Origin of the sequence: Flagellimonas alginilytica, assembly GCF_042134605.1 — a bacterium.
Lineage (GTDB): Bacteria > Bacteroidota > Bacteroidia > Flavobacteriales > Flavobacteriaceae > Flagellimonas > Flagellimonas alginolytica.
The window spans coordinates 3,672,763-3,699,166 of record NZ_CP169638.1 but is presented as its reverse complement, the minus strand read 5'-3'; the positions used below and the strand labels follow the sequence as shown (position 1 = coordinate 3,699,166).

Genomic DNA, 26,404 nt, shown 5'->3' with positions numbered 1-26,404 from the left:
GTTAGTTGAGTTGTTTGAGTATGTCCTTGACAATACTGTCGGGAGACTTGTCAATGGAAACCGAAATTTCGTTGGAAGGAGGTTCCAATGTATCGAACTGTGATTTTAGCAGGTCCATGGGCATAAAATGGTCTTTTCTGGTTTCCAATCTGGACCGAATTAATTCAAAAGTGCCGTTCAAATAAACAAACGCCATACAATTTCCCATTCCTGCTCGTAAGATGCTCCTGTAGTTTTTTTTAAGTGCCGAACATGCTATTATTGCACCGACTTTTTTGTTTTTCAACGCCAATTTATTGAGTTCGATAAGCCATTCTTTTCGATCGTTATCGTTCAATGGGGTGCCGGAGCTCATTTTTTCGATATTGGCTTCGGGGTGAAAGTCATCGCCATCATAAAAAGGCAAGTTGAGTTTTTTTGAAAGCAGTTTGCCGATTTTGGATTTACCGGAGCCACTGACTCCCATAACTACGAGCACGGTTTTATTATGAGGCATAAAGGTCGGTTTTTAATTGGTCTGTAACCATTTGTATCACTTTTTCCGGCTTACCATCAAAAGGGACCCACAAAATAGAATTATTTTTTCGCAGCCATGTTAGCTGCCGTTTTGCAAATCTTCGGGTATTTTTCTTGATTTCAGATACGGCAAATTCCAAAGTGCAATTATCGTCAAGATATTCAAAAAGTTCCTTGTAACCAACAGTTTGCAGTGCATTAAGTCTTTTATGCTCGTGTAGTTTTCTGGCTTCGTCCAATAATCCGGCCTCCATCATTAGATCTACGCGCTTATTTATTCTTTGGTAAATGATTTCCCTGGGGGCATCAATTCCAATATAGAGTGTTTTAAAGGGTCTTTTGGCTTTGGGTCGGTTTAGAAAAGAAGAATAGGGTTGATTGGAAGTTCTGCAAACCTCAAGGGCACGGATCAATCTATGCGGATTTTCCATATCCACTTTTTGGGCGTATTCCGGGTCTCTCTTTTTAAGTTCGGTCTGAAGGCTTTTTAAGCCTTCCTTTTCCAAAGTTTGGTTCAGTGCCAGTCTAATTTCCGGGTCAACATGGGGAAATTCATCCAGTCCGTTGACCACGGCATCCACATACAGTCCACTGCCACCAACCATTACGGCAATATTGTTTTCCTTAAATAGGTGTGTGAGCAATGCAATGGCATCTTTTTCAAAATCGCCTACGGAATAGGGTTCAAAAATGCTTTTATGCTGAATACAATGATGGTTGGCTTCTCGTAGCTCCTCCAGGGAGGGCACTGCAGTTCCGATATTCATTTCCTTAAAAAACTGACGGGAATCTGCCGATATGATTTCCGTATCGAAATATTTGGCCAGTGTAATGCCCAACGCTGTTTTGCCGATTGCAGTTGGGCCAACTATGGCAAGTAGGGTCTTAGTGCTCATAAACCATGTCCGCAGTTATAACAATGCGATGCATCGTCTCTGTGCCCCCCAATACCACAGCATGGACAAGCTTGTGTATTTACGTGGACCATGGGTTCTTTATCAATATCCTTTTTGTCATCTTTACCGCTCTTGGCAATTTCTGCGGTCACAATTCCAGTGGGCACCGCAATAATACCATACCCCAAGATCATAATAACCGTGGCCAAAAACTGTCCTAAACTGGTTACAGGCGTAATGTCACCATAGCCTACGGTGGTCAGGGTAACAACGGTCCAATAGATACTCCTTGGGATACTCGTGAAACCAGCTTCGTTTCCTTCAACAATGTACATCATCGTACCCAGGATCACCGAAAGGATCAAGACCACATAAATAAATACCGCGATTTTGGTTCTACTGGCTTTTAGTGCTTTTTTTAGCTGTGAGGCTTCCCCAATGAACTTGACGAGCTTTAATATCCTGAAAATCCTTAGCAAGCGAAAAGCCCTTACCGCCAAAAGTACTTGTGAGCCGGCCAAAATATAGGAAAGGTACAAGGGAATGGTCGATAAAAAATCTATGATGCCATAAAAACTAAAGATGTATTTCCATGGTTTTTTTATACTGATGATCCTTGCGATATATTCGATGGAAAAAAAGATGGTCACAATCCATTCCATTGCAAGAAGGCTCTTGTGGTACTTCTGATCGATTTCCTGAACACTTTCCAGCATTACCAGAATTACACTGATAATGATCAATACAAAGAGCATCAGGTCAAAAAACTTGCCCGCAGGGGTATCCGCTTCATAAATTATTTCATGAAGGGTATTTTGCCATTTGGGAAGTGGTTTATTGTCCATAAGAAGGTGAGGTGGTTAACGGTATGGTTTTTAGTCGATGGTTTTTTCTTAAGTAGGTTTCCACTATAAAAGTAGTGTTTTCATCGCTACGCAACGGAGTCATAATCGATTCTAAGATATGAATATTATTGATCTGATGATTGAGTTCAACGTACCCAAATCCTTGAAGCTTACCATTTTTAACCAAAACAAAGCTTCGTTCCCCGGTCTCGCGCCCACGATCTGTTAATGCAATGTTTTTATCTTGAATACTGTACTTTTCAAAAACGGACAATATTTTTTTGTTGCAACAATCTGGATTGGATCGATTTTCCTTTTCTTGATTATTAGTTTCCCATCCGAGAGACGCGGGGCACAGGTCAAACTCTTCAGCAACTTTTTTTAGAAAGCTTTTTGCAGCTTGCGTTCCGTTGAATGCCATTTTTTTGTATTCCAAAGCCCTGCTTTTTTCCACGTCCAGAATTATGTGGTCCGTTCCGTTCCGATTAAAGTCTATGGTGTGGGTAAACAGTTTCTTTCTGGAAACATGATTGTACCGTGGTTTGGTTTTCGTTTGCTCTAAATATGCTTTTAGAATGGCAATAAGTTCACTGCCCGTAGTTTCGTAGGTAACCTTTTTGGTTTCTTTTTGCAGTTTGCGAGCTAATTTCCCAACATTGGTAAAATGCTGGTTCACACGCTTTTTAATGTTTTTTGTTTTACCTAAATAGATGATTTCGCCATCCTTGTTGTGCATATAGTACACACCGGTATCGGATGGGAGGTTAAAAACCATGTCCAATTGATTGGGGGATAGTTCTCCGTGGGTTTCTTCACGTATGACTTCGGTAATGATCTTTTTTTCCGAGTCCTTGTTCAGCAACAATTTAAAAAGCTTCAAAGTAGCAAGGGCGTCGCCATTGGCACGGTGCCTATCGCTCATGGGAATACCCAGTGATCGTGCCAATTTACCCAGACTGTGCGATTCCGCTTCGGGTATGAGTTGTTTGGAAAGGTCCACGGTACAAAGTGTCTTGCGTTGAAAATCATAGCCCAATCGCCTAAATTCCGTTCTAAGGATGCGATAGTCGAACTGGGCATTATGTGCCACTAGAACAGCTCCTTCGGTAATTTCAACGATACGCTTGGCCACTTCATGAAATTTTGGCGCCGACCGCAACATTTTATTGTTGATACCGGTAAGTTTGGCCACAAATGGCTGTATTTCCCTCTCTGGGTTGATCAAGCAGATAAATTTATCGACTACCTCGTGCCCATCGAACCTATGGATGGCAATCTCTGTAATGCCCTCCTCGTTATATTTTCCTCCGGTGCTTTCAATGTCGAGTATCGCGTACATGGAAAATTACTGGTTATGAATAGTTTCTAGCCCCAAATATACTGCTTCCGATCCGCACCATGTTACTGCCTTCCTTTATGGCTAATTGGTAATCACCGCTCATTCCCATGGAAAGAATGCCGATGTCGGGCAATTCTGTTTTAAGATCATCAAACGAAGACTTAAGTAGGGCAAATTCCTTACTAACTTGTTTTTTGTCATCCGTAAAAGTTGCCATGCCCATCAAACCAACAATTTTGATGTTTTCCATGGTCTTAAATTCCTCGGAATTGATGAGTTGATCGAGTTCGTTCCTATCAAGACCAAATTTAGTGTCCTCTTCGGCAATATGTATTTGTAGTAAGCAAGGTATTACACGGTCATGCTTTTTTGCCTGTTTGTCGATTTCCTTGAGTAACCGAGGGCTGTCCACCCCATGGATCAAGGAGACAAACTCGGCCATGTATTTTACCTTATTGCGTTGTAGGTGGCCTATCATGTGCCATTCGATGTCCTTGGGCAAATCTTGCCATTTTTGGACCATCTCCTGTACTTTATTTTCTCCAAACACCCGTTGTCCGGCATCATAGGCTTGCATAATATCTTTATTGGGCTTGGTTTTGGAAACGGCAACCAAGGTAACCCCTAAAGGGAGTTCGGATTTTATTTTATCGAGATTATCTTTTATGGACATAGTTTTCTATAATTCATAAATCGCCAGCCCGCTGCGGAGCTTAGGCTCAATATACGTGCTTTTTGGGGGCATTACCAAACCCGCATCGGCAATGGCCTTAATTTCTTCTATGGTTGTGGGAACAAGGCTAAAACCAACGGCAAAAGCTCCCGAATCCACCATATCTTTCATTTGGATCAGGTTGTTTTTGCCATAACCGTAACAAATCCGGTCGTCGTTTCGTAAGTCTGTAATCCCCAAAATGGGTTCCAAAACAGTTTTGTACAAAATTTGAGTGTCCAATTTACTCAAAGCATCGGGAAAAACGTGATTGGTTTTTCTAAAATGAAGGGTATAAAACTCTCCGGCCAAATACATGCTGAACTCATGTTTTTTGGAGGGTTTTCTCAGTCCGTCCATTCTTTTCTCGATACGGAAATGTTCGTCCAACTGGATAAGGAATTCTTTCTTGGAAAATCCGTTCAAATCCTTCACCATTCGATTGAACTCAAAAATTTTCATCTGGGACTCAGGAATCAGATAAGCCATAAAATAATTGTAGGCTTCCTCTCCGGTATGGTTGGGGTTTTCGGTCTTTTTAATATCGGCCAACAAACTGGATGAGGCGCTACGGTGGTGTCCGTCCGCTATGTAGAGCGAGTTTAGGTCTCCAAAAGCACTTTCCAGTTTTTTTATGCCCTCGGGGTATGAAATTTTCCAAAGCTTGTGGTTTACTTTGTCCGTAGTGGTAAAATCATATTCGGGCTCGCGCTGTATTTTTCGTTGGAATATTTCATCTACCAAATCACTGTCCTCGTAAGTCATTAAAACCGGTTCTGCATTAAAACCTACGGTGTGCAGGTAATCTGCAAAAAGTTCTTCCCGGTCTTGTATGGTGTCCTCATGTTTTTTGATGACGTTGCTCCTGTAATCATCCACGCTACATGCACAAAAGAAGCCTAAACTCTTAAAATCATCCTTTTCTATTTGATAGAGATAAAAACTGGGCTCTTCGTCCTTCTGAAAGATGTTTTCTTCCAAAAACTCCAAATACCGATTATGTACAAGTCCAAAACGCTCCTTACCCTTAATGTTTTTATCGAACTTGAATCCTGGATTGATGATATGTAAAAACGAGAACGGGTTGTACTGCAGTACAGCCTTGAGCTCTTCTTTTGAATATTCCTCGTAGGAGCGCGATGCAACAAAAAAAGCTTTGTCCTTTGTGGGGCGAATGGCCTTAAAAGGCTTAACTATGGCCATGAAATTCCTTATATAGTTAAAAGAGGTGCTTCCCTCTAATTATTAATTATCACTACTTAATTTCGAAATACTTGGTCTTCTTTGTCATTTCGAATGTAGTGAGAAATCTCGGTAGTGATTTAAAGTTATGAGATTCCTCGTCGCTTTGTTCTGTTGGAATAACGATCAAATTCTTTTTAATCCTATTTAAATTGTGCGGAAACGTTTTCGGCTTTTCTGGACTCGGAATAATCGTAAAAGCCTTCACCTGATTTTACCCCTAATTTACCGGCCATCACCATATTCACAAGTAGAGGGCATGGGGCATATTTTGGGTTTTTGAAACCATCGTACATCACATTTAAGATGGAAAGACATACATCCAATCCAATAAAGTCGGCAAGTTGCAATGGGCCCATGGGGTGAGCCATTCCCAATTTCATTACCGTATCTATTTCTCTAACGCCGGCGACACCGTTGTACAAAGTTTCGATGGATTCGTTGATCATAGGCATTAAGATCCTGTTGGCCACAAATCCAGGATAATCGTTTACCTCGGTCGGGATTTTGCCCAATTTCTTGGATAGCTCCATAATGGTTTGGGTAACCTCGTTTGAGGTACTGTAGCCCCTTATGATCTCTACCAATTTCATAATTGGAACAGGATTCATAAAATGCATTCCGATTACTTTTTCCGGGCGTTTCGTGGCCGCTCCTATTTGTGTTATGGAAATGGAAGAGGTGTTGGTTGCCAAAATGGTTTCGGGCTTGCATATTTCGTCCAAATCCTTGAAAATCTTTAGTTTGATGTCCAAATTTTCCGTAGCTGCCTCTACCACAAGATCGGTATCGTTTACACCGTCCTTTACATTGGTGTAAGTGGTTATATTGGCCAATGTACCCTCTTTTTTGGCTTCGTCTATCACTTCCTTGGCGATCATACGGTCCAAATTTTTGGTTATTGTGGCCATTCCTTTGTCCAAAGATACTTGGGAAATGTCCACAAGATTTACATGATATCCGTTTTGTGCGAATACATGGGCAATTCCATTACCCATGGTTCCGGCACCGATTACAGCTATTTTTTTCATTGTATTTAGTTTGTATGGCTTTGTTCTCGGAACGGAGAACAACAACTGAGTTAATTTTTAAAGGATTCGATTATTTGAAGGGCCACTCTAAGGGCATTGGCACCTTGCTCCAAGCTCACGATCGGTGTAGTATCGTTGTTGATGGCATTGGCAAAGGTTTCCAATTCGTCCAAAATGGCATTGTTGGCGTCTATTTCGGGGTTTTCAAAATAGATCTGCTTTTTATCGCCCTCGGCATTCTGGAGAATCATATCAAAATCACCAGGATTTTCTGGTGCGTCCTTCATTTTTACAACCTCTACCTTTTTCTCTAAAAAGTCCACGGATATGTAGGCATCGCGCTGAAAGAACCTGGATTTACGCATATTTTTTAAGGAAATCCGACTCGATGTAAGATTGGCGACACAGCCGTTCTTAAATTGGATTCGGGCGTTTGCTATGTCTGGGGATTGACTGATCACCGAAACGCCACTTGCGTTTATTTTTTCGACTTCGGATGGAACAACGCTTAAAATAGCGTCAATATCATGGATCATTAAATCCAAGACCACGGGAACATCGGTTCCCCTAGGGTTAAATTCTGCCAAACGGTGCGTCTCTATGAACATGGGATTGTCGATCTTGTCCTTTACGGCCAAAAAAGCAGGGTTAAATCGCTCCACATGTCCCACTTGCCCTTTTACGCCATGCTGTTTGGTAAGTTCGAGCAATTCTTCGGCTTCTTCAAGTGTGTTGGTGATAGGTTTTTCAATAAATATGTGCTTGCCTTTTTCAATGGCCTTTTTGGCACAATCAAAATGTGAAAGGGTAGGGGTTACAATATCTACAACATCAACGGCATCGATCAATTTATTGATGTTCTCAAAATAATTATATCCAAATTCCGCTGCGACTTTCTTGGCGTTGATTTCATCGGGGTCATAAAACCCGACCAGTTCGTATTTGTCCGATTGGTTTAGGAGCCTCAGGTGTATTTTCCCTAAATGTCCTGCTCCAAGGACACCAACTTTTAGCATATTTCCTGTTTTCGTCAAAAATAAGGATATGATGTCAGTTTCCATAAATTTTTGATCGGAAGTAGAGGGATATTTTTAGGGAACTTTTTAAATTCGTGCCTCCAGACCACAGACCATGAAGGATACGCTCAAACATAGGGGAATGCGCAAGAACTTGGCAGAAGTTGTAGCGGCCAAGGGAATTACCGATCAAAAAGTTTTAGAGGCCATAAAGACTATTCCAAGGCACTTGTTTTTAGATAGCAGTTTTGAAGATCATGCGTATCAGGACAAGGCATTTCCCATTGGTGCGGATCAAACGATTTCCCAACCGTATACCGTAGCTTTCCAGACGGAATTGTTGCAGGTTGAACCCAATGCCAAGATTTTGGAGATAGGTACCGGGAGCGGGTATCAAACTGCTGTTTTATTGTATTTAAGGGCTAAAGTGTACACCATTGAAAGACAATCGGAACTGTTTAAATCCACCCGATTGTTTTTTAATAAAATGCACTATCGCCCCAAGAAGATGATTTTTGGGGATGGATATAAGGGATTGCCGCAAGAAGCTCCTTTTGATGGTATTATTGTTACTGCTGGCGCCCCAGAAGTGCCCAAACCGTTGTTGTCCCAACTAAAAATAGGTGGTAGGCTGGTAATCCCGGTGGGTGTTGACGAGCAGATCATGACACTATTTGTGCGTAAGTCTGAAAAGGAATTCGAGAAAAAGGAATTTGGGTCGTTTCGATTTGTTCCGCTGTTGGAAGACAAAAATTAATTATTGAAACTCTTTTTGATCCGGGAGAGATTGCGCTTATTGTCACGATCCTTTAAGGTTTCCCGCTTATCGTACAGTTTTTTCCCCTTGGCAAGTCCAATATTCATTTTGGCGAGACCTCGATCATTTATAAAAACATTTAAGGGAACAATGGTCAATCCGGTTGTGGCGACCTCTTTTTGAAGTTTTTTCAACTCCCTTTTGTTGAGCAATAATTTACGTTCTGCTTTTGGCCTATGGTTGTAATGCCCACCATGGCTATACTCATCGATCTGCATATTGATCACAAACAGCTCGCCCTTGGGATTAAACTCACAAAAACTTTGCGAAATAGAGGCTTTGCCCAATCGAAGGGATTTAATTTCGGTGCCGCCCAAAACTATACCTGCTGTGTAGGTATCCAGGATTTCGTAATCGAACCGGGCTCTTCTGTTTTTTATGTTGATATTTTTCTGCATTGGGGACAAAAATATAAACTCTTTAGCAAGATTTTTGTAATGTTACGTTAGATTTTACGAATAAGTATCAAAACTCATCTATGAAAAGAATTTTATCCCTGCTCCTCTTAGTTATTGTTATTAGTTGCAAACAAGAACCTAAAAAAGAACTGACCGCCCAAGATATTGTAAATAAATCCATTGAAGATAGCGGGGGTAAACTGTTCGAAACCCATGAAGTGACCTTCGATTTTAGGGATTTAAAATATAGATCGGAAAATATTGACGGTAATCGGGTTTATACGCGTACAAGGGATTTGGACTCGGTAGTCGTAAAAGATATTATGACCATGGATAATTTTGAGCGATACATGAATGACTCCTTGGTAAAAGTCAAGGATTCCATAGCTCAACTTTATACCAACTCCATTAACTCTGTCCACTATTTTGTGCGGTTGCCATTGGGGTTGAACGATGCCGCAGTAAACAAAGAGCTATTGGGCAAGGAGACCATTAAAAATAAAGAATACTACAAGATCAAGGTGACATTCGACCAACAAGGAGGAGGGGTCGATTTCGAAGACACTTATGTATATTGGTTTAACACAGAATCATTTAAACCTGATTACTTGGCCTATAGCTTCCATGTAAACGGTGGTGGACAGCGATTTAGAAAGGCATATAACGAGCGTTATATTGGCGGTATCCGTTTTGTGGATTATGAAAACTATAAACCCAAACAAGAAGGAAGCGATATATTGGAAATTGGCCAGTTGTTCCATACGGACGGGCTGGAACTATTATCCAAAATAGAAACTAAAAATATTACCGTTACGGACGAATCGGAATAAAGCTATCTTTGGTCAATACAATTTTTTTGGAATAGAATTGGTTAATCCATTTTTAGTCGAATGTCGGTTGGGACACCATCGATAAAACGAACAATAAAAAGACTGCTGTTGTCCGAGTCGTCCATTTGATCGTATTTTTCCAAGCCTAAAATTTTATTTACCAGCATGGGGGTGGTATTGCTGTGGCCTACCACTAAAATGTTCTTACCTTCATTAAGAAGCTTAAACTCCTCAATATCCAAAGTTTGTGGATCGTAGTACTCAATATCGATATCTTTTTTGATAGAGGTCGGCGCAGCGGTCATGGATGTGCGCTCGTAATTGGTGGAATACACTTTGTCCAAAGAAATAGGGTCGAAAACTTCTGCCCAGCGAATAGCTCTGTCGAGACCATCTTGATTTAGCTCCGGGTCCGGGTTGTCCGGATCGGTCCTGTCCTTTTCCGCATGACGAATAAAATAAAAGGTGGAGATAACAGGGTCTTCCACAATTTTTGTATCTTTTTTGCATCCGATACTTCCAACGAGTATAATTGCAAGAGCAATTAGCGGTTTGATGGTTCGCATAGTTCTATTCAAAGTTCCCTAGTTTTTATTTATCCGTTTAAAAGTAACGTTTAATTTTTATTTTCTTGTATGCGAAAATTAGTGGTTTGTATTTTGGTACTGGTAAATTTCTGGTTTAGTAGGGGGCAAGAACTTGTTTTGCCGTCGGATTTTAGGCAACATACGCTCACTCAGTTCAATGCCAGTTTGTGGAACCCTACCTATTCCCTGGATTGGAACAGGCCGAACTCACTATCCATTTGGACGCGTTGGCAATGGCAGAGTATCGACGGAGACCCAACATCTATCTTTGTAAATTATACCCATCAATTAAATCCGATGGCCGTTGTCGCAGGTGGTTTTTTGCAACATAATACGGGCTTATTTTTATACACGGGAGGCAACTTGAATTTTGCGCAAACTTTTCAGCTCGATGATGGGGTCGACCTAATGGCCGGACTAAATACATTTGCTTTTAGGCAAACCGTGGCAGATGAGCGGTTTGGGCTGGAAGACGAACTGACCCCTGAGGAACTGGAAGATCTTGAGGGATTTAGGGTCCAATTTTCACCAGCTCTTCGACTAATGGTCAATCGTTTTAGTGTTGGTGTGGCATTTGAAAATGCTGTGGGTTTTAGTGTATCCGGGAATGGCGAGAATATGGATAGTTTTCAGGTGGTTACCGGAACATTGGCCAACGACTTTCCAGTAACGATATCAGATGCTTTTGGGGACAGTTTTGTTCGGCCTGTGGTATATGTAAAATCTGTACCAGAGGGCGATACCCAATATGGCATTAATGGACTTTTGTCCACATCCAAGTTTTGGGTGCAGGGCGGGTATAATAGTTTTTATGGTGCATTCGGAGGGCTGGGTGTTACTATAGCCAATACTTTTTCCGTAGGTGGGCTTATGGAATTTGGAACAGACGATCTATTGACCGATGAAGATCCTACCATAGAAATTGTAGCGTCTTATCACTTTGGAAAAACAAAATTCAGGGAAAAGCATCAAGACCCTGAAGATGACAAAGAAAAATCAAGGCAGCTCGAAGAAGAAATCGATCGACAACGCAAAGAAAAGGAACAAAGGGAACTCCAAGCTAGAAGAGAGATGGAGCGAGAGAAAGATTCGTTGTCCGAAATCCAACGAAAGAACGGGCAATTGGAGCTTCAACGTAAAAAAGATAGTATTGCACGTTTACAGAATCAAACAGTGGAAGTAAAACCCAATGAACGATATGAGGAAGTTGAAAGCGAGGACGGTCTGCAGGCCGGTTTTTATCTGATCGCCAATGTGTACGGCACAAAGAAATATTTCGAGAGTTTTATGGAAACGGTCCGTGAGATGGGACTAGAGCCCAAATCTTTCTACAGAAAATCCAATAGATATAATTATGTATACTTGGAAAGGTATAACACCATGGAAGAGGCCAGAAAAGCAAGGGACAGTAAATTTTATGGTAAATACGTGTACAAAACATGGATTTTTAGGGTGAGAGGGAATTAATTCTATTCAACTATCCATGTTTACCTTAACTTGTAAGTCATCGATAGTGGCGAAAAGGGGGGTATCTGGTCGCAATGCATTCTTTCCTGTCCGAACCATTTTGAAAGCAACCAAAGGATTCGTCTTATTTTCTAAGCTCTTGTTTTATCAAATATTCCAAATAGGTGATGGTGTTCATCAAATATTTGCGATCCTGTGTCATCGTACTCATTGCAATGGCACCTTGGATCATGGTGAATAATTGTTTGGCAAACTGCAGAGGCGGGACCGCAAGTCTGATTTCGTTTTGTTTGGCACCGTTTTCTAGTACGAGTGCGATTTTGCCCTCGACCTCCTTTATGGTTTCTTTAACGGCAGCGGCCAAGAGCTTGTTGTTTCCTTGTGCATCAACACCAACATTTAGCAGTGGGCATCCACCCATGGGCAGTGTAAATACGTCATATTGTTTGTAAAAACCCAGTAAGGAGTACAGTTTATCCAAAGCAGCCGTTCCAAACTCCAGTTTATGGTCTATGGCCGACAACAACAAATTTCTATTGTACTCGAAAGAAGAAAGGGCCAGCGCCTCTTTGTTTTCAAAATTACCATAAATAGCACCTTTGGTCAGGCCGGTGGCCTCTGTAAGATCACTCATACTGGTGCCCACGTAGCCATGTTTGTTGAAAATGGGAGCCACGGTTTCAATAATGTACGCTGTGGTCCTTTCGGCTTTCTTGGTCATTTTAGTAAAGGTTGGTATTGGTGGAAACTAAGATATAAAAAATCAGATACTGTCTGGTATTTTCCAAAACAAAAGCCCCTACTTTAACAAAGTAAGGGCTCGTTTTAAGGGCGATTTAATGTTATTCCACCAATTCGTTCTGATTTCTGAACACCAATTGGTCGTCAAAAGAATCCAGTAGAACAATACTATCCGAGCTAATTTTGCCCGAAAGCAGTTCTTTGGACAAGCTGTTCAATACTTCTTTTTGAATCAATCTTTTGACCGGTCTGGCACCGTATTGGGGGTCGTAACCTTTCTCTGCCAAATAAGCGATGGCTTCTTGTGTGGCATCCAACGTAATATTTTGCTTGGACAACATTTTCTTTAAGTTTTCCAATTGAAGCCCTACAATGTCCTTGATATCCGATTTGCTCAACGGGGTAAACATGATAATGTCGTCTATTCGGTTCAAAAACTCTGGCCTAATGGTTTTCCTTAGTAATCCCAGCACCTCTACTCGAGCTGCATCGGAAGCACTTTCCACATCCACGGCATCTTCGAATTTCTCTTGGATAATGTGGCTGCCCATGTTACTGGTCATTATAATAATGGAGTTTTTAAAATCTGCCACTCGACCTTTGTTGTCGGTCAGTCTTCCCTCGTCCAGCACTTGCAAAAGGATGTTGAACGTATCTGGGTGTGCTTTTTCTATCTCGTCCAACAGGATTACCGAATAAGGCTTCCGCCGTACGGCTTCCGTTAATTGTCCACCTTCATCATATCCTACATACCCCGGAGGGGCCCCGACCAACCTGCTGACGGAATGGCGTTCTTGGTACTCGCTCATATCGATCCGTGTAATTGCATTTTCATCATCGAACAAGTATGAGGCCAGGGTTTTTGCCAACTCGGTTTTACCTACCCCTGTTGTACCTAGAAATAGAAAAGAGCCTATAGGTTTTTTGGCATCTTGCAATCCGGCCCTACTTCTTCGGATGGCATCGGAGACGGCAATTATTGCCTCATCTTGGCCCACTACGCGCTTGTGGAGTACATCTTCCAATTTTAAAAGTTTCTCTCTTTCGCTCTGCATCATCTTGTTGACCGGGATACCTGTCCATTTGGCAACTACTTCCGCAATATCCTCATAGGTTACTTCTTCTTTGATCAGAGTACCAGCGGTTTGCTGCGTTGCAAGCTCTTCTTGTAACTTGTCCAATTTTTCCTGGGCTTCTTTGATCTTGCCATACCGCAATTCTGCTACCTTACCGTAATCGCCGTTGCGTTCGGCACGTTCGGCCTCTACTTTATAGTGTTCGATATCCTCTTTGGTTTTTTGGATATTGTCCACCACGGTTTTTTCACTCTCCCATTTGGCGAAAATTTCGTTACGGTCTTCCTTAAGGTTGGCCAGTTCCAAATTCAACGACTTTAGTTTGGTCGTATCGTTTTCTCGTTTAATGGCTTCGACCTCAATTTCCAGTTGCATGATCTTTCTGTCTAAAACGTCCAGTTCTTCGGGTTTGGAATTAATTTCCATTCGAAGTTTGGAAGCGGCCTCGTCCATAAGGTCGATTGCCTTGTCCGGCAAAAAGCGATTGGTAATGTAGCGTTGAGATAGTTCCACGGCACCGATTACGGCATCATCCTTAATTCGGACCTTGTGGTGGGCTTCGTACTTTTCCTTTATACCTCTAAGTATGGAAATGGCACTTTCGGTATCGGGTTCGTCCACGATTACCTTTTGGAACCTGCGCTCCAGGGCTTTGTCCTTTTCAAAATATTTTTGATATTCATCCAAAGTTGTGGCTCCTATGGCTCTGAGTTCACCACGTGCCAACGCAGGTTTTAGAATATTTGCAGCGTCCATTGCACCCTGTCCGCCACCTGCACCTACCAGTGTGTGAATTTCATCTATAAATAGTACAATATTGCCATCGGAGGAGGTAACTTCCTTGATTACGGCCTTAAGGCGCTCCTCGAACTCCCCCTTGTATTTTGCTCCAGCAATAAGGGCACCCATATCGAGCGAATAGATTACTTTGTCCTTTAGGTTTTCCGGTACGTCTCCTTGAATAATTCGGTGCGCCAGACCCTCCGCGATCGCGGTTTTACCTACCCCGGGCTCACCAACGAGCATGGGATTGTTTTTTGTTCTACGGGATAAAATTTGCAGTACCCTTCGAATTTCTTCGTCCCTCCCGATTACGGGGTCCAATTTGCCGCTATCGGCCATTTGGTTAAGGTTGTTTGCATATTTATCCAAGGAATTATAGGTGTCCTCGGCACTTTGCGAGGTAACCTTTCCACCTTTTCGCAGTTCTTGAATGGCAGTTTTAAAATCTTTCTCCGTAGCACCCTGATCTTTTAAGATCTGGGCAATTTTACTTTTGGATTTAAAAATGGCCAATAGCAAATGCTCGACCGAAACATATTCATCGCCCATGTTCTTTGCAATGATGCTGGCCTCGTTCACCGTTTTACCTGCTTCTCTGGATAGCATTGTTTCCCCTCCCGAGACCTTGGCAAAACTCTGCAGTTCCTTGTCCAATATTTGGTTGATGAGGTTGGTATTGACGTTCAATTTTTTTAGTATGAAAGGCAATACGTTTTCATCGACTTCGGCAATAGCCTTGAACAAATGCTCGTTTTCGATTTGTTGATGCCCAAATTCTTGGGCCAACTGTTGAGCCCTTTGAATGGCTTCTTGTGATTTTATGGTAAAATTATTAAAGTTCATAGTTGTTGTTTTTTTTGAATTAAGTCAACAACCTTACCATGAAGAAGATACCGTCAAAATGTCTGTAAAACTCAATAAAAATAAGACATTTAGTCAGTTGTAAGCTTTTTGTTCCCCGCCGACTTATCCTGTAAATTTGTAATATGGGATTATTTGACAGTGTTTTCGGAAAGAAGGAGAAAACCAATACGGAAAAGAAGGAATTGCCCTGGGTTCCATTGGAATCATTGGAGCAATTGGAGACGATTAAGGAGAAATCAAAAGCGAGACCCCAAATTGTTTATAAGCATTCCAGTACATGCGGTATCAGCAGAATGGTATTGGGCATGTTTACCGAAGGATATGATATGGATTTGGAGGTCGATATTCATTTTTTAACGATTCAGCGCAATCGGGATGTATCGAACGCGATAGAGGACCAGTTCAAAGTACGGCATGAGTCGCCACAATTGCTAGTAATCAAGAATGGCGAAGTGGTTTTCCATACATCCCACGGAGCTATTTCGGATGTAGATTTGAAACAGTACCTGTAGGTTTTGGATAGGTTTCGACTCGAGCGTGGCCAAGAACGTTAATACATCTCGACCACGCTCGATACGGCACCATTTTTTAATTGAACTGGTACTTGGATACAATGCTCTTTAGGCGTGCTTTTAGATCTTCGCCTGCATCGTAGACCATTTGCTCGTTCGACGGAAAAGGAACTTCCCTAGCGTTCAAGTACAACAAAAGGTCGTCTTCCAAGGCTCTTTTGTCTCCTTGATAATTGGCGAAGATATGTTCAAAAATAAATTCGCTCGATAGGGGGTAGGAGTTGATTTCCTGTCCGCTTCGTAAATCTGTAAAACTCACTTTTGCGCCAATTTGAGCACTTTTGGTCTGGGTAAACTGGAACAATTTACAAGTAACCGTTCGCATTTTATCTACTTTTATTTTGTTTCCCAAACTATCCTTTACCACATTGCCATCGTTGTCCAAGAGGTATTGCCAACCGTCTTTGATTTGTCTCTCTTTTATCACTTGGGTTTCGTTAATACGCTCCGGAGACACATTGATCTCCATAAAATCCAAGTTCATGGCATAATCATATTTTACATTTTTCAAGGGGTTGGTGTGGTATTGCAACCAGAAGTTATCAATGCCAAAGGCATTAAAATCCAAAAGCTCCGACTCCAATCGCTCCGGGATGATCTGTTGTGTCTGATTTGCAATGTCCACCCTTACGAATTCCAAACCTTTATTGTAGGCTTCATCCATTTTTGCTGCCGTTTCCCGGTAGCCCGGGTTAATTTCCTGCAAATATTTTAAATCATCATAGGCATTTCTGTAATCCGATTTATACTTGGCCGTGGATAGTAGGTTCAGGGCATTTTGGTATAAATGCTCGGAAAGTTCGTCCTTGGTATTTAAGATATTGTTATCGTAGTTTACAAAATTGAACTCGGCGTTTCTTCCTTCATCTGAAATATACAAAGGTAGTAAAGGTCTTATACGCTGTTGGATTTGTTTTAACTGTAAATATTTATTGTAGATGTTTTCCAAATTCGCGGGATTGCCATCATTCTGAAGAAATGAAATTTCTTGTTGCTCCCTCGCGGCATTTTTGGCAAAGGCCTCTTCCAATAAAACAATGTACTGTTGATGTCCTTTTTTGGTCTTGTTCTCGGCCAGGTTCTTTATGGCCTTGTTCATTGCTGTAATGTAGTTGCCCGTATTGAGGGCCTCCTGTGTTTTCTTTACGCCGCTGCAAGCGCTAAAAACAATTATTGCGGTTAAGAGTAAAATTTTTTTCATAGGTTCAACTTTATTGGTTTGATTAGGGGGAATTCAATAGCTGTGCCAAAATTCCCCAATTTATAAACGAAAAAGGTCGAAGGGTAGTATATCTTGGACCAAAAGGCTTAAAAACAAGGTTTTTATTACTTTTTGGGATTTGGCACATTGTTAACTGTTGTTTAATAAAAATACACAGCTAACGGTTTTTTATAGATAAAAATCTACTGGCAATTCGTAATTTTACCGCTTATTAAAAATAAAGGCAAATGCAACGAGACCACAAAATTTTTGAACTAATAGCACAAGAAAAGGATAGACAATTGGAAGGTATTGAATTGATAGCTTCAGAAAACTTTGTAAGTCCACAGGTAATGGAAGCTGCAGGTTCCGTACTTACCAATAAATATGCAGAGGGATATCCTGGAAAGCGCTATTATGGTGGTTGCGAAGTGGTGGACCAAGTAGAGCAATTGGCCATTGACAGGGCCAAGGAACTTTTTGGAGCGGCATACGCCAATGTACAACCACATTCGGGTTCGCAGGCCAATGCATCGGTTTACCATGCATGTTTAAAGCCGGGTGACACTATTTTAGGTTTCGACCTCTCCCACGGAGGCCATTTAACGCACGGTTCGCCGGTAAACTTCTCCGGAAAATTGTACAACCCGGTCTTTTATGGTGTGGACGAGGAAACAGGCATGCTGAACTACGACAGAATTCAGGAGATTGCTGATAAGGAAAAACCCAAATTGATCATTGCCGGGGCATCTGCCTATTCGCGCGATATGGATTTTAAACGATTTAGGGAAATTGCCGATAGTGTAGGCGCTATTTTGTTGGCCGATATATCCCACCCCGCAGGATTGATTGCAAAGGGAATCTTGAACGATCCTATTCCGCATTGCCATATTGTGACTACCACTACCCACAAAACATTGCGTGGTCCACGTGGTGGCCTTATTTTAATGGGTGAAAATTTTGATAACCCATTTGGCATACGATTAAAGAACGGTAATCTTAGAAAAATGTCGGCACTTTTGGACCTAGCGGTTTTCCCAGGAAACCAAGGAGGCCCACTGGAGCATGTGATCGCTGCCAAAGCGGTTGCTTTTGGTGAAGCACTTTCCGACGAGTTCTTACACTATATGGTACAGGTGAAGAAAAATGCCGCTGCCATGGCCAAAGCTTTTATGGATAAGGACTACAAAGTAATATCGGGAGGTACGGACAACCACATGATGTTGATCGATTTGAGGAATACAAACATATCCGGCAAGGAAGCCGAACAAGTTTTGGTAAAAGCGGACATTACTGCCAATAAGAATATGGTACCTTTTGATGATAAATCACCATTTATAACCTCAGGTATACGTTTTGGAACGTCGGCAATAACCACAAGAGGTCTTAAAGAAGAAGATATGGAGACCATTGTTGGGTTTATCGATGAAATTTTAATGGATGCTGAGAACGAGGCCAAAATTGCCCAGATAAAACAAAAGGTCAACGATTTAATGAAATCGAGACCCTTGTTCAGTGTTTAGTAATCGCTAGCGTAATGCGTTATTCGTACAAGAAAATACTTTCGTCGAACAGTTTTTTCTTTCGTAGGGAATATATTAGGGCCTTGTGCTTTTGTCCTTTATCAAAGTAAAGGCCCCAATAATCGTAATAACCGCACTTTGTTCTTAGTGTAGAGGTTTTCTTTTGGATAGCAGCGTTATTGTCTTCAAAAACAGGAACAAAAATCTCATACGGCATTTCGGTCAATCCTTTGGTAAAATAAACAAAGTGTTTGCCTAAGGCCGTTAAAATATTGCTGGCCTCTTCGAGGATGCTGTTCTTGTGCAAACGGGTTATAACGATAGAGGTATCCTTAAAATGGAGAGATAGCTCTAAAATGTCCATGGGATAGGGACTTTTATTGTTCAGGATCTCCAGTGCTTTGTCCAACGATTTGGATATGTCCGAGTGGGTCTCTTCTACAAAATTATAATTGCCCCAATCGCCATTGTTAAAATGACGTAGGCATTCACCTATACCAAAATTATGATGAAGGTCGATGACCAGATTAGTGGAATGGTTTTTTGAATCGTGCCTGCAAATTACTTTGGCAGTAGCGAAAAAATACTTTTCGAGTACGCGTAAAAAATCATCCAATCCATCGGTGGCCAAATAGGTTTTTGGACCAGATTTTTTATGATTGTTATTTGGTTTATTTGATGATGACATGTGGAGTTGATTGAACTTCGTGATTCCTTCAACATAAAATTAGGATGAATCTTTTGCATGGGATTACAGATTATCCTTAAAAATTCTGGGGGTTTTCCCTTGTTTGTAAGTTTTTTTTGATTTTTTGGGTCTAAACCAACCACAAAATCGTCACAACGCCTTATTTTACGGTATTCGAGCCTAAATAAAACCTCGGTTTTTTGCGGCTAAGATCAGGGCAAGATCGTTTTCGTTTTCGGTTCCGAACAATGTCTTTAGGTGCCTTTTTCTATTTTCAATGGAAGATGGGGAGAGCCTGATAAATTTTTCCAGATCCTTGTTCTTTGTTCCTTTGGAAAGGTGATATAGTATTTGTTTGTCCTTCTCGTCTATTTCTATGTCATTGGCCATCTTTTTTCTTATGGCCCCCAATGCCTTGGACGAATAATAAGGAGGCTCTGTCATTATGGTTCTAACGGCTTCTTCCAGCGTTTTGGGGTCAATATCCGTTTTAACCAGGTAACCATCTGGATCCACGGATTTCAATATACTGTTGATCCTAAAGTTGTCGCTAAAGGAAGACATAAAAACAATTTTACTCTCGGGAACAATTTTACGGGCCAAAATACCAAGATCCTCACCGGTATATGGCTGGTCTTCATTTGGGGCAAAAAGTTGGACATCCAAAAAAAGGATATCATATTTAAAGGTATTAACGGAATCCTCTATCAGTTTTTTACCTGTGTGGTAAGAGGTAGCTGTATCGACTATAATATTGTGGCCATCGAATTCTATGCCTTCGAGTATGAACTTATACCCGAGCATGGTCATTTCATGGTCGTCTATTGCAAGTATTCGTAGTGTTTTCATCGTAGGTATTCTTATTAATTTGGGGGACTATGCGTTTACTACCTGGTTTTGGTCTGTTATTTCGAACTCAACATATTTGGCCGGCATGGTAACCAATATAGAGGTGCCTTTCCCGGGCCGACTGTCAATGTCCAAAACTCCTTTAACTTTTTTAACTCTGGAAACAATGTTCCTTAACCCGATTCCTTTCTTTTTTCTACTGGGATCAAAACCAACACCGTCGTCGGTTATGGTTAGTTTTAATTTGCCGTTGGTTGATTGAAAGGATATGGATACATTTTGACTTTTTGCGTGTTTTACACAGTTTTTTAATGATTCTTGAACTATTCTATAGGCATTGATCTTAATGTCTCCCAGCAAATTGTCCCAATTTAATTTTTTGTCGTAAGCAAAGGAACAATTCATGCCGGACGATTTCTCAATTTCGTTGATCATGTCTTCCATGGACACGATAAAATTATGAAATTTTTCATAGGATGCATGGTTCAGTTCATGGGAAATTGTACGAATTTCCTCTTCGACAAGACGTAGTTTTTCTATTAAATTCTTTCTTTGGTCAATTGAGGCTTGATCGTTTCTTTCGTTCAAGCCACTTAAAATAAGCCGTATGCCCAGCATTTCTCCCAAAATACCATCGTGCAGCTCTTCGGATATTCGTTTTTGTTCCAATTGTTTACCTTCTTTAAACTTTCCTTGTTGGGATAGCATTAAATTGTAAATTTCTTGATTGCTCTCCTGTAAACGCTGTTTCGATTTTAATTGACTGTTGCTCACATAAAGGGAAATAATGATCAAAAATCCGATACCAAAAGTTATAAAAAGAGCGGTAAAGTATATCCAAACTTGTTTTTCCTTGATCAAAATTTGGTTGGCTTCGATAACTTGATCGGTTTCCAATCGTATTCTGGCAAATTTATCTCGTTTGGTTCGTTCCTCTACCTTTATAATATCGCTTAATTGGGCATATTGCTCAAAATACGATTTAGAATTGGCCGGATCTAGGCCGTTCAACAACCGCAGTGCGTCCAACATACGGTCGTTGTTGTAGGTTTCTTTGGCAACCTCGAACGATTCCTTGGCTTGGGCAATAGCTTGTAGGGTGTCTTTTTTAGCGGCCAAGACCTCTGCATAGTAATAATTAAGGCGGGCACGATCGTATAAATCGCCATATTCTGCGTTTACCACAAAAGCTTCGTTTAGGAGCTGTTCTGCTTGCTCGGCATCGTTGTCCAGTTTTAAAACAGTGTAGGCAAAACTGCCCAAGGCTTTTTGGTATGTGTCCGGTAAGTTTTGCTTAAAAGCATTATCCGATAAAAGCTGTTTGTATTCTTGCTTAGCTTTTTCATAATCCCCTGCATTTAAATACACACTGGCGATATTGTTTTGGATAACCCATTTCGATTTGTCTTTATCTGGTCTATTGGATTTGTCCAAGTATTCCAAAGCTTTGTTATAGGATTCAATCGATTTTTCGGTATTTCCCAATCCATTGGCAAGTACTCCGAGAACATTATAGCTATTATGAAGCCTATAATTATCTTCCAGATCATCGAATATTTTTATGGCGGCAGTAGCGCTGATCTCACCGCCCAAATAATCCTTGTAAGAGTCTTGTACCCGAGCCATTCCGTAATACATTCTTGCTCGGAGTGATTTTGAAGTGGAGTCCACAGGCATTTTTTCGAAACTTTTTAATGCGTTGCGGTAATAAAACATAGCACTGTCCATTACGCCTTTGGATTGTAAAAAAAGAGCCAGATCCCAATTGGAATAGCCCAACACTTTGTTTGATTTGGCGTTCTGCGATAGCTTGATCAATTCTTGATTGGATTTCCTAAAATTTAAAGAGTCCCTAATTCTTAAATAGGCCAAAGAAATTTTGGAGAGTTGCTCAAGCTTTATGGAATCGTTCGAAAGGGCCATGGTTTTTTCTTCCGCTTGGTTTAAATAGGCCTTTTTGTCCTCCAAGGGCAGCTCTTTTCCGGTCTTGGCAATGTTTACCAGCTCCTGTATGGAATCTAGTTCAGGACTGGTAGTTGCCTCGGTTTTTGGGGATTGCTTGGCGCACCCCCAGATCAATACTGCCAGTATAGCAAAGGTTACGTTCTTCAAACTAATGCGGTTTATTTAACCAAGGTAACAAAAAAAGCCCCAAAGCAGTATAGTTTGGGGCATGGTTTTATTGTATTGTTACATTGGTTTTAGCGAATATCCGTGGGGCTTTGTTGTAACCTTATAAGGCTATTCTTTCTCAGGCCCATTTCAATTCTTTGTTGTAACGATATTTCTTGTTGACTTAACTCAGTGGTAAGCGCTAGGCTCTGCTCCAATTTCTCATCTTTTTTATATAAAAGTATGGTCAATACAATCAGAACTAAGGCAAAAAGTTTATTTATGTGAGGTTTAGGCATAATTAGCAAGATTAGTTTTCGTCATCATCACGTCCATCCGGGGGCATAACATCATCATCTGTAGCGCTCTCGTCAATGGTAAGTTGTTCGAACAGGGCCTCGGTTTCCTGTACATCCGTTTCGCTTTCACAAGAGTAGAATCCTACTGTTAACATGGCCAATGCTAAAATGCTAAATACTTTTTTCATAATATTAGGTTTTTGGTATAAATATTAGGTTTATACCGGCTAAATTATGGGGCATTTTAAGTAAGCGAAGTAGTTTTGGCCTGGGAGTAGTAAAGCCAAGGTTTCTGCTAGAATTTGACTATGATCTGTTAGAATTCTGTTAATTAAGGGCCTTTGTTGCTGTTTTGGAGAGTGTTTGCTTTAAAAGATCCACCTTGTCCTTGTAGGTCTTGGAAAAAGGAAGTTCTTCTACTTTACCATAATTAAGGCTGCAAATGGATTTGCCATAGTTTATCCGAGAAACATATCGGCTGTTGATGATATAACTCTGGTGTACCCGTATAAATTGCCCTGGCAATTGTTTTTCGAAAGATTTCAGGGTTTTAAAAGCGCTGACAACGCTCCCATCCTTCATAAAAAAATCGGTAGAGTTGTTATCGGATTTTAGATATAGGATGTTGTTCATGTCCAAGTATCTGTAATCTTTATATGATTTTAAACAGATAGTGGAGGGGGTATCTTGCTTTGGATGCATCTTGCGCAAACGCAAAACTGTTTTTCTTATATCAAACTCGTTATGGGGTAGGATCCAATAATCAAAAAATCCGCTCTTAATGGCATTGTATGCATATGCCTTGGTTTTGGCGTACCCTATTATTAAGGGAAGTGTCTGCATATATTGGTTGAGCTCCGCGACCATTTGGAAGTAATCCACACCATCTTTACCTAGATTGATGAGAACCACATCGGGGTTGAACTTTAAAATGGAATTTAGACCTGCCGAGGCATTGGTATCGACACTTGTGCACATAAAATCATCGTATTCCTCCAAGTAAAGCTGTAACTGTAGCTTAGAAGATGCATCCGAGTCTATTATGTTATAGGTGTATTCCATTTACAAATTGCTGATTGCAAGTTACTAACGCACGAAAAAAACTCATTGCAGTTTTCCCTTAAAAAAACTAGGGATTTCTTCCTAAAACGGGTTATTTTCCTACAGTTTTCCATAAAAAAACGTTAAACAGGAAATAACTGTAATTTTTCTTGGAGAATTTTTAACCCAAATTTTAGGTCAGAATTAATGGTGGTCCACACCCTTTTTTATTACAAGTTTTTTAAGAAAAAATCAAAATAGGGTTTGGAAAGATGTGTGCTTAGTAGGTTCAATAAATAGCTTTGGTTTATGTTTGGTCTACTACTATATTACAATTTGTACTATAAGGCTCAAAATTTTAATCGGAAGAATTTCGGTTTTGCCCTATAAATTCGATGAACTGCTGTTTTTTTAATGAGATCAAAGCACAAAAACATGGTCAAAACTTTGTTTTACAGAGTCTTAGTCGTACAAGGGAGAGGTGCTGTTATTCAAAAAGTGCTTTGATTTCTTCAGGAATTCGTTTGGGACGGAAAGTCCTTGCGTCCAACAGGCACCATTCCGTTACACTTTTTACCAAAAGATTTCCCGTTTTGCGGTCTGTAATTTCCACCACACGGGTCGATATGGGCCCTTTGCTGCTTTTTATGTACGTTTTCAGGTGTAGGGTATTGCCCAATAAGGCGGATTTATGGTATGTGATATTGTGGTTGCGGACCACCCAGATCATACTCTTTTGAGTTTCTTGCGACGTAGCAGAGGTCCAATGTTTTTTGGAAATATCCTGGATCCATTCAATATACCGGATATTGTTTACGTGGTTCAGGTCGTCCAGATCATTTTGGACAACCTTTAAGGTTTCGGTATAACTCCGCATTACTGCTTCTTAAGGATTTTTACCTCAAAAAGTTTGTCCCAGTTTTTACCGGTCACAAAAAAAGTTTTCTTTTCTGGATGATAGGCAACCCCATTGAGCACCGAATTGTTATCGTCCCATTCAGCACCTTTCTTCACTTTATTTTTTAGACCTCCAAAATTAATTACACCCTCTATAGCACCGGATGTTGCATCTATGATCATCATGCTCTCCTTTTGGTACACGTTGGCATAAATTTTTCCGTTCACATATTCCAGTTCGTTGGCCTTATTAAAAATTGATTTGTTGGTCGCTATCTCAATGTACCCGGTTTCTTCAAGGGTATCTGGGTCCAAGAACCATATTTTTTCGGTGCCGTCGCTTTTGAATATTTTATCGCCATCGTTGCACAGGCCCCATCCTTCGCGACTTTTACCATAGGTAAAGTTTTTGATTTTTTCCAAATCGCCAATGTTGTACACAAAGCCGATACCGCTCTGCCAGGTAAGTTGATACAATTTATTTTTCAGTATAGTGATGCCCTCTCCGAATATAGAGGCATCCATATCGATCTGTTGCATAACTTCTCCCGTCTCAAAATTGACCTTTCGCACAGTGGAAGCTCCTTTTTTGCCCGTACTCTCATATAAAACTCCTTCATGAAACTCCAGGCCCTGTGTATAGGCACCGGTATCGTGGGGGTAGGTGTTCAAAATTTCGTAGGTGTAAATTTCTGGTGCCGACTCCGCCAATACCCTGATCTCTTTTTCAACTTCTACGGTTTGATCTTCAATATTGAACTTGGCAATAAGTGTTTTGGTGCCCAAAGTGGGCAGGTCCATGGTCAATTTTCCATTGGTGAGGGGCATTTCCTTACCATCTATTAAGTACTGCAGATTCGAAATTTCGATGTCCTTTTTGTTCTTTAAAGCAACACCCACCTGCTGGTTTAGCTGTATTGATTTGTTTTCCAGTTGAATGGAGAAGTGCTTGGCCGGGTCGGGATTACCGCCACAGGCCAAAAAGAAAAGCAATGCTGTTGTTGCGAAAAAAAGTTTGCCCATGGTTTTGAGTGTTTGTGTCATAGCAAGTTATCAAGAATCTTCGAAATTAAGAATGAAATGGGATTGCCACAAATTTTAAAAGGTCGTATATTTGCACTCGGCAAGTCCTACACGACCAGCTCCTGCAGAATCCCCCAGGGCGGGAACGCAGCAAGGGTATGTGGTCGTAGCGGTGCGATGTAGGTAGCTTGCCTTTTTTTGTACCCAAAAATCAGATGATCATGGATAAAAAAGTTGTACTGATCACAGGCGGTTCTTCAGGAATTGGTAAGTCCATTGGCTCATTTTTGACCCAAAAAGGCCTTACGGTTTATGGTACTACGCGAAATCCTAAAAATTATCCCGACTTTGATCATTTTGAACTGGTCCAATTGGACGTGAAGGACGTGGAAAGTATACAAAAAGCAGTTTCCTACGTTATTTCCAAGGAAAACCGATTGGATGTTTTGATCAACAATGCCGGTGTCGGCATTACAGGGCCTATTGAAGAGACACCGCATGAGGAAATTCTACATGTTTTCGATACAAACTTTCATGGTCCAGTACATGTAATGAAGGCGGTATTGCCACAAATGCGCCAACAGGGTGGGGGTACCATCATCAATATAACCTCTATTGCAGGATATATGGGATTGCCTTTCCGAGGATTCTATTCTGCCACCAAAGGTGCTTTGGGGCTAATCACAGAGGCATTGCGTATGGAAACCAAAGATTTTGGCGTTACCATTACCAATGTTGCACCAGGGGATTTTGCGACCAACATAGCCTCTGGCAGGTACCATTCCCCGGTGATCAAAGGTTCGGCTTATGCAGAAAAATATGGTCAAACCCTTAAAGGGATCGATGAAGATGTGGATAGTGGGGGGGACCCCGTTCAAGTAGCTGAGGCTGTATATAAGATCATAAACCAAAAGAAACCCAAGGTCCATAATCCGGTAGGGGCATTTTTACAAAAATTTTCACTTAGGTTAAAGAAGATATTACCCGATAAAGTCTACGAAAAATTGCTCCTCAACCATTATAAATTGTAATTTTATAC

At 40.9% G+C, this 26,404-nt stretch carries 26 protein-coding genes and 1 other RNA gene; 7 read left to right on the top strand and 20 right to left on the bottom strand.

The window, feature by feature from the left end; translation table 11 throughout:
- Position 1: 1 nt before the first annotated feature.
- From ABTP35_RS16685 to ABTP35_RS16650, 8 genes are all read right to left on the bottom strand, one after another.
- A complete protein-coding gene (locus ABTP35_RS16685; RefSeq protein ID WP_293295058.1) occupies positions 2-496 on the bottom strand; it encodes a gluconokinase in 495 nt (164 codons plus the stop codon).
- Positions 486-1,412 carry a tRNA (adenosine(37)-N6)-dimethylallyltransferase MiaA gene (gene miaA, locus ABTP35_RS16680; RefSeq protein ID WP_293295059.1) on the bottom strand — a complete coding sequence of 309 codons (927 nt, stop codon included), beginning with the start codon at positions 1,410-1,412 and terminating at the stop codon, positions 486-488. Before miaA ends, ABTP35_RS16685 begins: the two co-directional genes overlap by 11 nt.
- Entirely contained in the window at positions 1,409-2,257 is an 849-nt protein-coding gene (locus tag ABTP35_RS16675) for an ion transporter (protein ID WP_224836710.1), read from the bottom strand. Before ABTP35_RS16675 ends, miaA begins: the two co-directional genes overlap by 4 nt.
- Complete coding sequence (locus ABTP35_RS16670; RefSeq protein WP_293295060.1) at positions 2,247-3,596, bottom strand: exonuclease domain-containing protein; 1,350 nt, start codon at positions 3,594-3,596, stop codon at positions 2,247-2,249. The genes ABTP35_RS16675 and ABTP35_RS16670 overlap by 11 nt, the downstream gene beginning before the upstream one ends.
- Before the next feature lie 13 nt (positions 3,597-3,609).
- On the bottom strand, positions 3,610-4,269 hold the full coding sequence (locus ABTP35_RS16665) for a YggS family pyridoxal phosphate-dependent enzyme (RefSeq protein WP_293295061.1): 660 nt from the start codon (positions 4,267-4,269) through the stop codon (positions 3,610-3,612).
- Positions 4,270-4,275: 6 nt separating this feature from the next.
- Positions 4,276-5,511, bottom strand: a complete 1,236-nt coding sequence (locus ABTP35_RS16660) for a DUF1015 domain-containing protein (RefSeq protein ID WP_293295062.1) — start codon at positions 5,509-5,511, stop codon at positions 4,276-4,278.
- A 182-nt stretch (positions 5,512-5,693) separates the two neighbouring features.
- Complete coding sequence (locus tag ABTP35_RS16655) at positions 5,694-6,581, bottom strand: 3-hydroxybutyryl-CoA dehydrogenase (protein WP_293295063.1); 888 nt, start codon at positions 6,579-6,581, stop codon at positions 5,694-5,696.
- 50 nt (positions 6,582-6,631) lie between these two features.
- Positions 6,632-7,597, bottom strand: coding sequence for a Gfo/Idh/MocA family protein (locus ABTP35_RS16650; RefSeq protein WP_252081252.1), 966 nt, complete (start codon positions 7,595-7,597; stop codon positions 6,632-6,634).
- Between the two features lie 115 nt (positions 7,598-7,712).
- Between ABTP35_RS16650 and ABTP35_RS16645 the strand changes: the two genes are divergently transcribed.
- Positions 7,713-8,354: a protein-L-isoaspartate(D-aspartate) O-methyltransferase gene (locus ABTP35_RS16645; RefSeq protein ID WP_224836715.1), complete on the top strand. Its 642-nt coding sequence runs from the start codon at positions 7,713-7,715 to the stop codon at positions 8,352-8,354.
- Here ABTP35_RS16645 and smpB read toward each other — a convergent pair.
- Entirely contained in the window at positions 8,351-8,812 is a 462-nt protein-coding gene (smpB, locus tag ABTP35_RS16640) for an SsrA-binding protein SmpB (RefSeq protein WP_293295064.1), read from the bottom strand. The two genes, ABTP35_RS16645 and smpB, sit on opposite strands and share 4 nt — an antisense overlap.
- An 80-nt stretch (positions 8,813-8,892) precedes the next feature.
- On the opposite strand from smpB, the gene ABTP35_RS16635 reads away from it, so the two are divergent.
- Positions 8,893-9,642: a DUF6503 family protein gene (locus tag ABTP35_RS16635; RefSeq protein ID WP_293295065.1), complete on the top strand. Its 750-nt coding sequence runs from the start codon at positions 8,893-8,895 to the stop codon at positions 9,640-9,642.
- A 41-nt stretch (positions 9,643-9,683) separates the two neighbouring features.
- On the opposite strand, the gene ABTP35_RS16630 is transcribed toward ABTP35_RS16635, so the two are convergent.
- Positions 9,684-10,208, bottom strand: coding sequence for a histidine phosphatase family protein (locus tag ABTP35_RS16630; RefSeq protein ID WP_252079919.1), 525 nt, complete (start codon positions 10,206-10,208; stop codon positions 9,684-9,686).
- Positions 10,209-10,277: 69 nt separating this feature from the next.
- Here ABTP35_RS16630 and ABTP35_RS16625 point away from each other — a divergent pair, with 69 nt between their 5' ends.
- A complete protein-coding gene (locus tag ABTP35_RS16625; RefSeq protein WP_375334328.1) occupies positions 10,278-11,696 on the top strand; it encodes a PorP/SprF family type IX secretion system membrane protein in 1,419 nt (472 codons plus the stop codon).
- Between the two features lie 124 nt (positions 11,697-11,820).
- Here the strand turns inward: ABTP35_RS16625 and ABTP35_RS16620 are convergent, their stop codons facing one another.
- Both ABTP35_RS16620 and clpB read right to left on the bottom strand, forming a co-directional pair.
- Complete coding sequence (locus ABTP35_RS16620; protein ID WP_252079917.1) at positions 11,821-12,417, bottom strand: TetR/AcrR family transcriptional regulator; 597 nt, start codon at positions 12,415-12,417, stop codon at positions 11,821-11,823.
- A 121-nt stretch (positions 12,418-12,538) separates the two neighbouring features.
- Positions 12,539-15,139: an ATP-dependent chaperone ClpB gene (gene clpB, locus ABTP35_RS16615; RefSeq protein WP_252079916.1), complete on the bottom strand. Its 2,601-nt coding sequence runs from the start codon at positions 15,137-15,139 to the stop codon at positions 12,539-12,541.
- Between the two features lie 143 nt (positions 15,140-15,282).
- Here clpB and ytxJ point away from each other — a divergent pair, with 143 nt between their 5' ends.
- The gene (gene ytxJ / locus ABTP35_RS16610; RefSeq protein ID WP_293295067.1) at positions 15,283-15,672 is read left to right on the top strand and encodes a bacillithiol system redox-active protein YtxJ; all 390 of its coding nucleotides are present in this window, start codon (positions 15,283-15,285) and stop codon (positions 15,670-15,672) included.
- A 76-nt stretch (positions 15,673-15,748) separates the two neighbouring features.
- On the opposite strand, the gene ABTP35_RS16605 is transcribed toward ytxJ, so the two are convergent.
- A complete protein-coding gene (locus ABTP35_RS16605; RefSeq protein ID WP_224836722.1) occupies positions 15,749-16,933 on the bottom strand; it encodes a hypothetical protein in 1,185 nt (394 codons plus the stop codon).
- Positions 16,934-17,181: 248 nt separating this feature from the next.
- On the opposite strand from ABTP35_RS16605, the gene glyA reads away from it, so the two are divergent.
- Entirely contained in the window at positions 17,182-18,456 is a 1,275-nt protein-coding gene (glyA, locus tag ABTP35_RS16600) for a serine hydroxymethyltransferase (protein ID WP_293295068.1), read from the top strand.
- Positions 18,457-18,475: 19 nt separating this feature from the next.
- Here glyA and ABTP35_RS16595 read toward each other — a convergent pair whose 3' ends face one another.
- The 7 genes from ABTP35_RS16595 to ABTP35_RS16565 all read right to left on the bottom strand — a co-directional run bounded on the left by ABTP35_RS16595 (position 18,476) and on the right by ABTP35_RS16565 (position 25,365).
- Complete coding sequence (locus tag ABTP35_RS16595; RefSeq protein ID WP_293295069.1) at positions 18,476-19,144, bottom strand: hypothetical protein; 669 nt, start codon at positions 19,142-19,144, stop codon at positions 18,476-18,478.
- A gap of 180 nt (positions 19,145-19,324) precedes the next feature.
- A complete protein-coding gene (locus ABTP35_RS16590; RefSeq protein WP_224836725.1) occupies positions 19,325-19,993 on the bottom strand; it encodes a histidine kinase in 669 nt (222 codons plus the stop codon).
- A gap of 27 nt (positions 19,994-20,020) precedes the next feature.
- Positions 20,021-22,105: a tetratricopeptide repeat-containing sensor histidine kinase gene (locus ABTP35_RS16585; RefSeq protein ID WP_293295070.1), complete on the bottom strand. Its 2,085-nt coding sequence runs from the start codon at positions 22,103-22,105 to the stop codon at positions 20,021-20,023.
- Between the two features lie 310 nt (positions 22,106-22,415).
- A complete protein-coding gene (locus tag ABTP35_RS16580) occupies positions 22,416-22,592 on the bottom strand; it encodes a hypothetical protein (protein WP_293295072.1) in 177 nt (58 codons plus the stop codon).
- A gap of 139 nt (positions 22,593-22,731) precedes the next feature.
- Positions 22,732-23,466 carry a LytTR family DNA-binding domain-containing protein gene (locus tag ABTP35_RS16575; protein ID WP_293295073.1) on the bottom strand — a complete coding sequence of 245 codons (735 nt, stop codon included), beginning with the start codon at positions 23,464-23,466 and terminating at the stop codon, positions 22,732-22,734.
- A 466-nt stretch (positions 23,467-23,932) separates the two neighbouring features.
- The gene (locus ABTP35_RS16570; protein ID WP_293295074.1) at positions 23,933-24,322 is read right to left on the bottom strand and encodes an acyl-ACP thioesterase domain-containing protein; all 390 of its coding nucleotides are present in this window, start codon (positions 24,320-24,322) and stop codon (positions 23,933-23,935) included.
- Positions 24,322-25,365 (bottom strand): glutaminyl-peptide cyclotransferase, encoded by a 1,044-nt coding sequence (locus ABTP35_RS16565; protein ID WP_293295075.1) that lies wholly within the window; start codon positions 25,363-25,365, stop codon positions 24,322-24,324. Before ABTP35_RS16565 ends, ABTP35_RS16570 begins: the two co-directional genes overlap by 1 nt.
- A gap of 98 nt (positions 25,366-25,463) precedes the next feature.
- Here ABTP35_RS16565 and ffs point away from each other — a divergent pair.
- Positions 25,464-25,562: signal recognition particle sRNA small type (ffs, locus tag ABTP35_RS16560), an RNA gene on the top strand.
- A 24-nt stretch (positions 25,563-25,586) separates the two neighbouring features.
- The gene (locus ABTP35_RS16555) at positions 25,587-26,396 is read left to right on the top strand and encodes an SDR family oxidoreductase (protein ID WP_252079906.1); all 810 of its coding nucleotides are present in this window, start codon (positions 25,587-25,589) and stop codon (positions 26,394-26,396) included.
- The last annotated feature ends 8 nt before the right edge of the window (positions 26,397-26,404 follow it).

Bases quoted from the DNA above. Each gene is read 5' to 3' on its own strand.
- ABTP35_RS16685 (WP_293295058.1), bottom strand. From the start codon at position 496: ATGCCTCATAATAAAACCGTGCTCGTAGTTATGGGAGTCAGTGGCTCC.
- miaA (WP_293295059.1), bottom strand. From the start codon at position 1,412: ATGAGCACTAAGACCCTACTTGCCATAGTTGGCCCAACTGCAATCGGC.
- ABTP35_RS16675 (WP_224836710.1), bottom strand. From the start codon at position 2,257: ATGGACAATAAACCACTTCCCAAATGGCAAAATACCCTTCATGAAATA.
- ABTP35_RS16670 (WP_293295060.1), bottom strand. From the start codon at position 3,596: ATGTACGCGATACTCGACATTGAAAGCACCGGAGGAAAATATAACGAG.
- ABTP35_RS16665 (WP_293295061.1), bottom strand. From the start codon at position 4,269: ATGTCCATAAAAGATAATCTCGATAAAATAAAATCCGAACTCCCTTTA.
- ABTP35_RS16660 (WP_293295062.1), bottom strand. From the start codon at position 5,511: ATGGCCATAGTTAAGCCTTTTAAGGCCATTCGCCCCACAAAGGACAAA.
- ABTP35_RS16655 (WP_293295063.1), bottom strand. From the start codon at position 6,581: ATGAAAAAAATAGCTGTAATCGGTGCCGGAACCATGGGTAATGGAATT.
- ABTP35_RS16650 (WP_252081252.1), bottom strand. From the start codon at position 7,597: ATGCTAAAAGTTGGTGTCCTTGGAGCAGGACATTTAGGGAAAATACAC.
- ABTP35_RS16645 (WP_224836715.1), top strand. From the start codon at position 7,713: ATGAAGGATACGCTCAAACATAGGGGAATGCGCAAGAACTTGGCAGAA.
- smpB (WP_293295064.1), bottom strand. From the start codon at position 8,812: ATGCAGAAAAATATCAACATAAAAAACAGAAGAGCCCGGTTCGATTAC.
- ABTP35_RS16635 (WP_293295065.1), top strand. From the start codon at position 8,893: ATGAAAAGAATTTTATCCCTGCTCCTCTTAGTTATTGTTATTAGTTGC.
- ABTP35_RS16630 (WP_252079919.1), bottom strand. From the start codon at position 10,208: ATGCGAACCATCAAACCGCTAATTGCTCTTGCAATTATACTCGTTGGA.
- ABTP35_RS16625 (WP_375334328.1), top strand. From the start codon at position 10,278: ATGCGAAAATTAGTGGTTTGTATTTTGGTACTGGTAAATTTCTGGTTT.
- ABTP35_RS16620 (WP_252079917.1), bottom strand. From the start codon at position 12,417: ATGACCAAGAAAGCCGAAAGGACCACAGCGTACATTATTGAAACCGTG.
- clpB (WP_252079916.1), bottom strand. From the start codon at position 15,139: ATGAACTTTAATAATTTTACCATAAAATCACAAGAAGCCATTCAAAGG.
- ytxJ (WP_293295067.1), top strand. From the start codon at position 15,283: ATGGGATTATTTGACAGTGTTTTCGGAAAGAAGGAGAAAACCAATACG.
- ABTP35_RS16605 (WP_224836722.1), bottom strand. From the start codon at position 16,933: ATGAAAAAAATTTTACTCTTAACCGCAATAATTGTTTTTAGCGCTTGC.
- glyA (WP_293295068.1), top strand. From the start codon at position 17,182: ATGCAACGAGACCACAAAATTTTTGAACTAATAGCACAAGAAAAGGAT.
- ABTP35_RS16595 (WP_293295069.1), bottom strand. From the start codon at position 19,144: ATGTCATCATCAAATAAACCAAATAACAATCATAAAAAATCTGGTCCA.
- ABTP35_RS16590 (WP_224836725.1), bottom strand. From the start codon at position 19,993: ATGAAAACACTACGAATACTTGCAATAGACGACCATGAAATGACCATG.
- ABTP35_RS16580 (WP_293295072.1), bottom strand. From the start codon at position 22,592: ATGAAAAAAGTATTTAGCATTTTAGCATTGGCCATGTTAACAGTAGGA.
- ABTP35_RS16575 (WP_293295073.1), bottom strand. From the start codon at position 23,466: ATGGAATACACCTATAACATAATAGACTCGGATGCATCTTCTAAGCTA.
- ABTP35_RS16570 (WP_293295074.1), bottom strand. From the start codon at position 24,322: ATGCGGAGTTATACCGAAACCTTAAAGGTTGTCCAAAATGATCTGGAC.
- ABTP35_RS16565 (WP_293295075.1), bottom strand. From the start codon at position 25,365: ATGGGCAAACTTTTTTTCGCAACAACAGCATTGCTTTTCTTTTTGGCC.
- ABTP35_RS16555 (WP_252079906.1), top strand. From the start codon at position 25,587: ATGGATAAAAAAGTTGTACTGATCACAGGCGGTTCTTCAGGAATTGGT.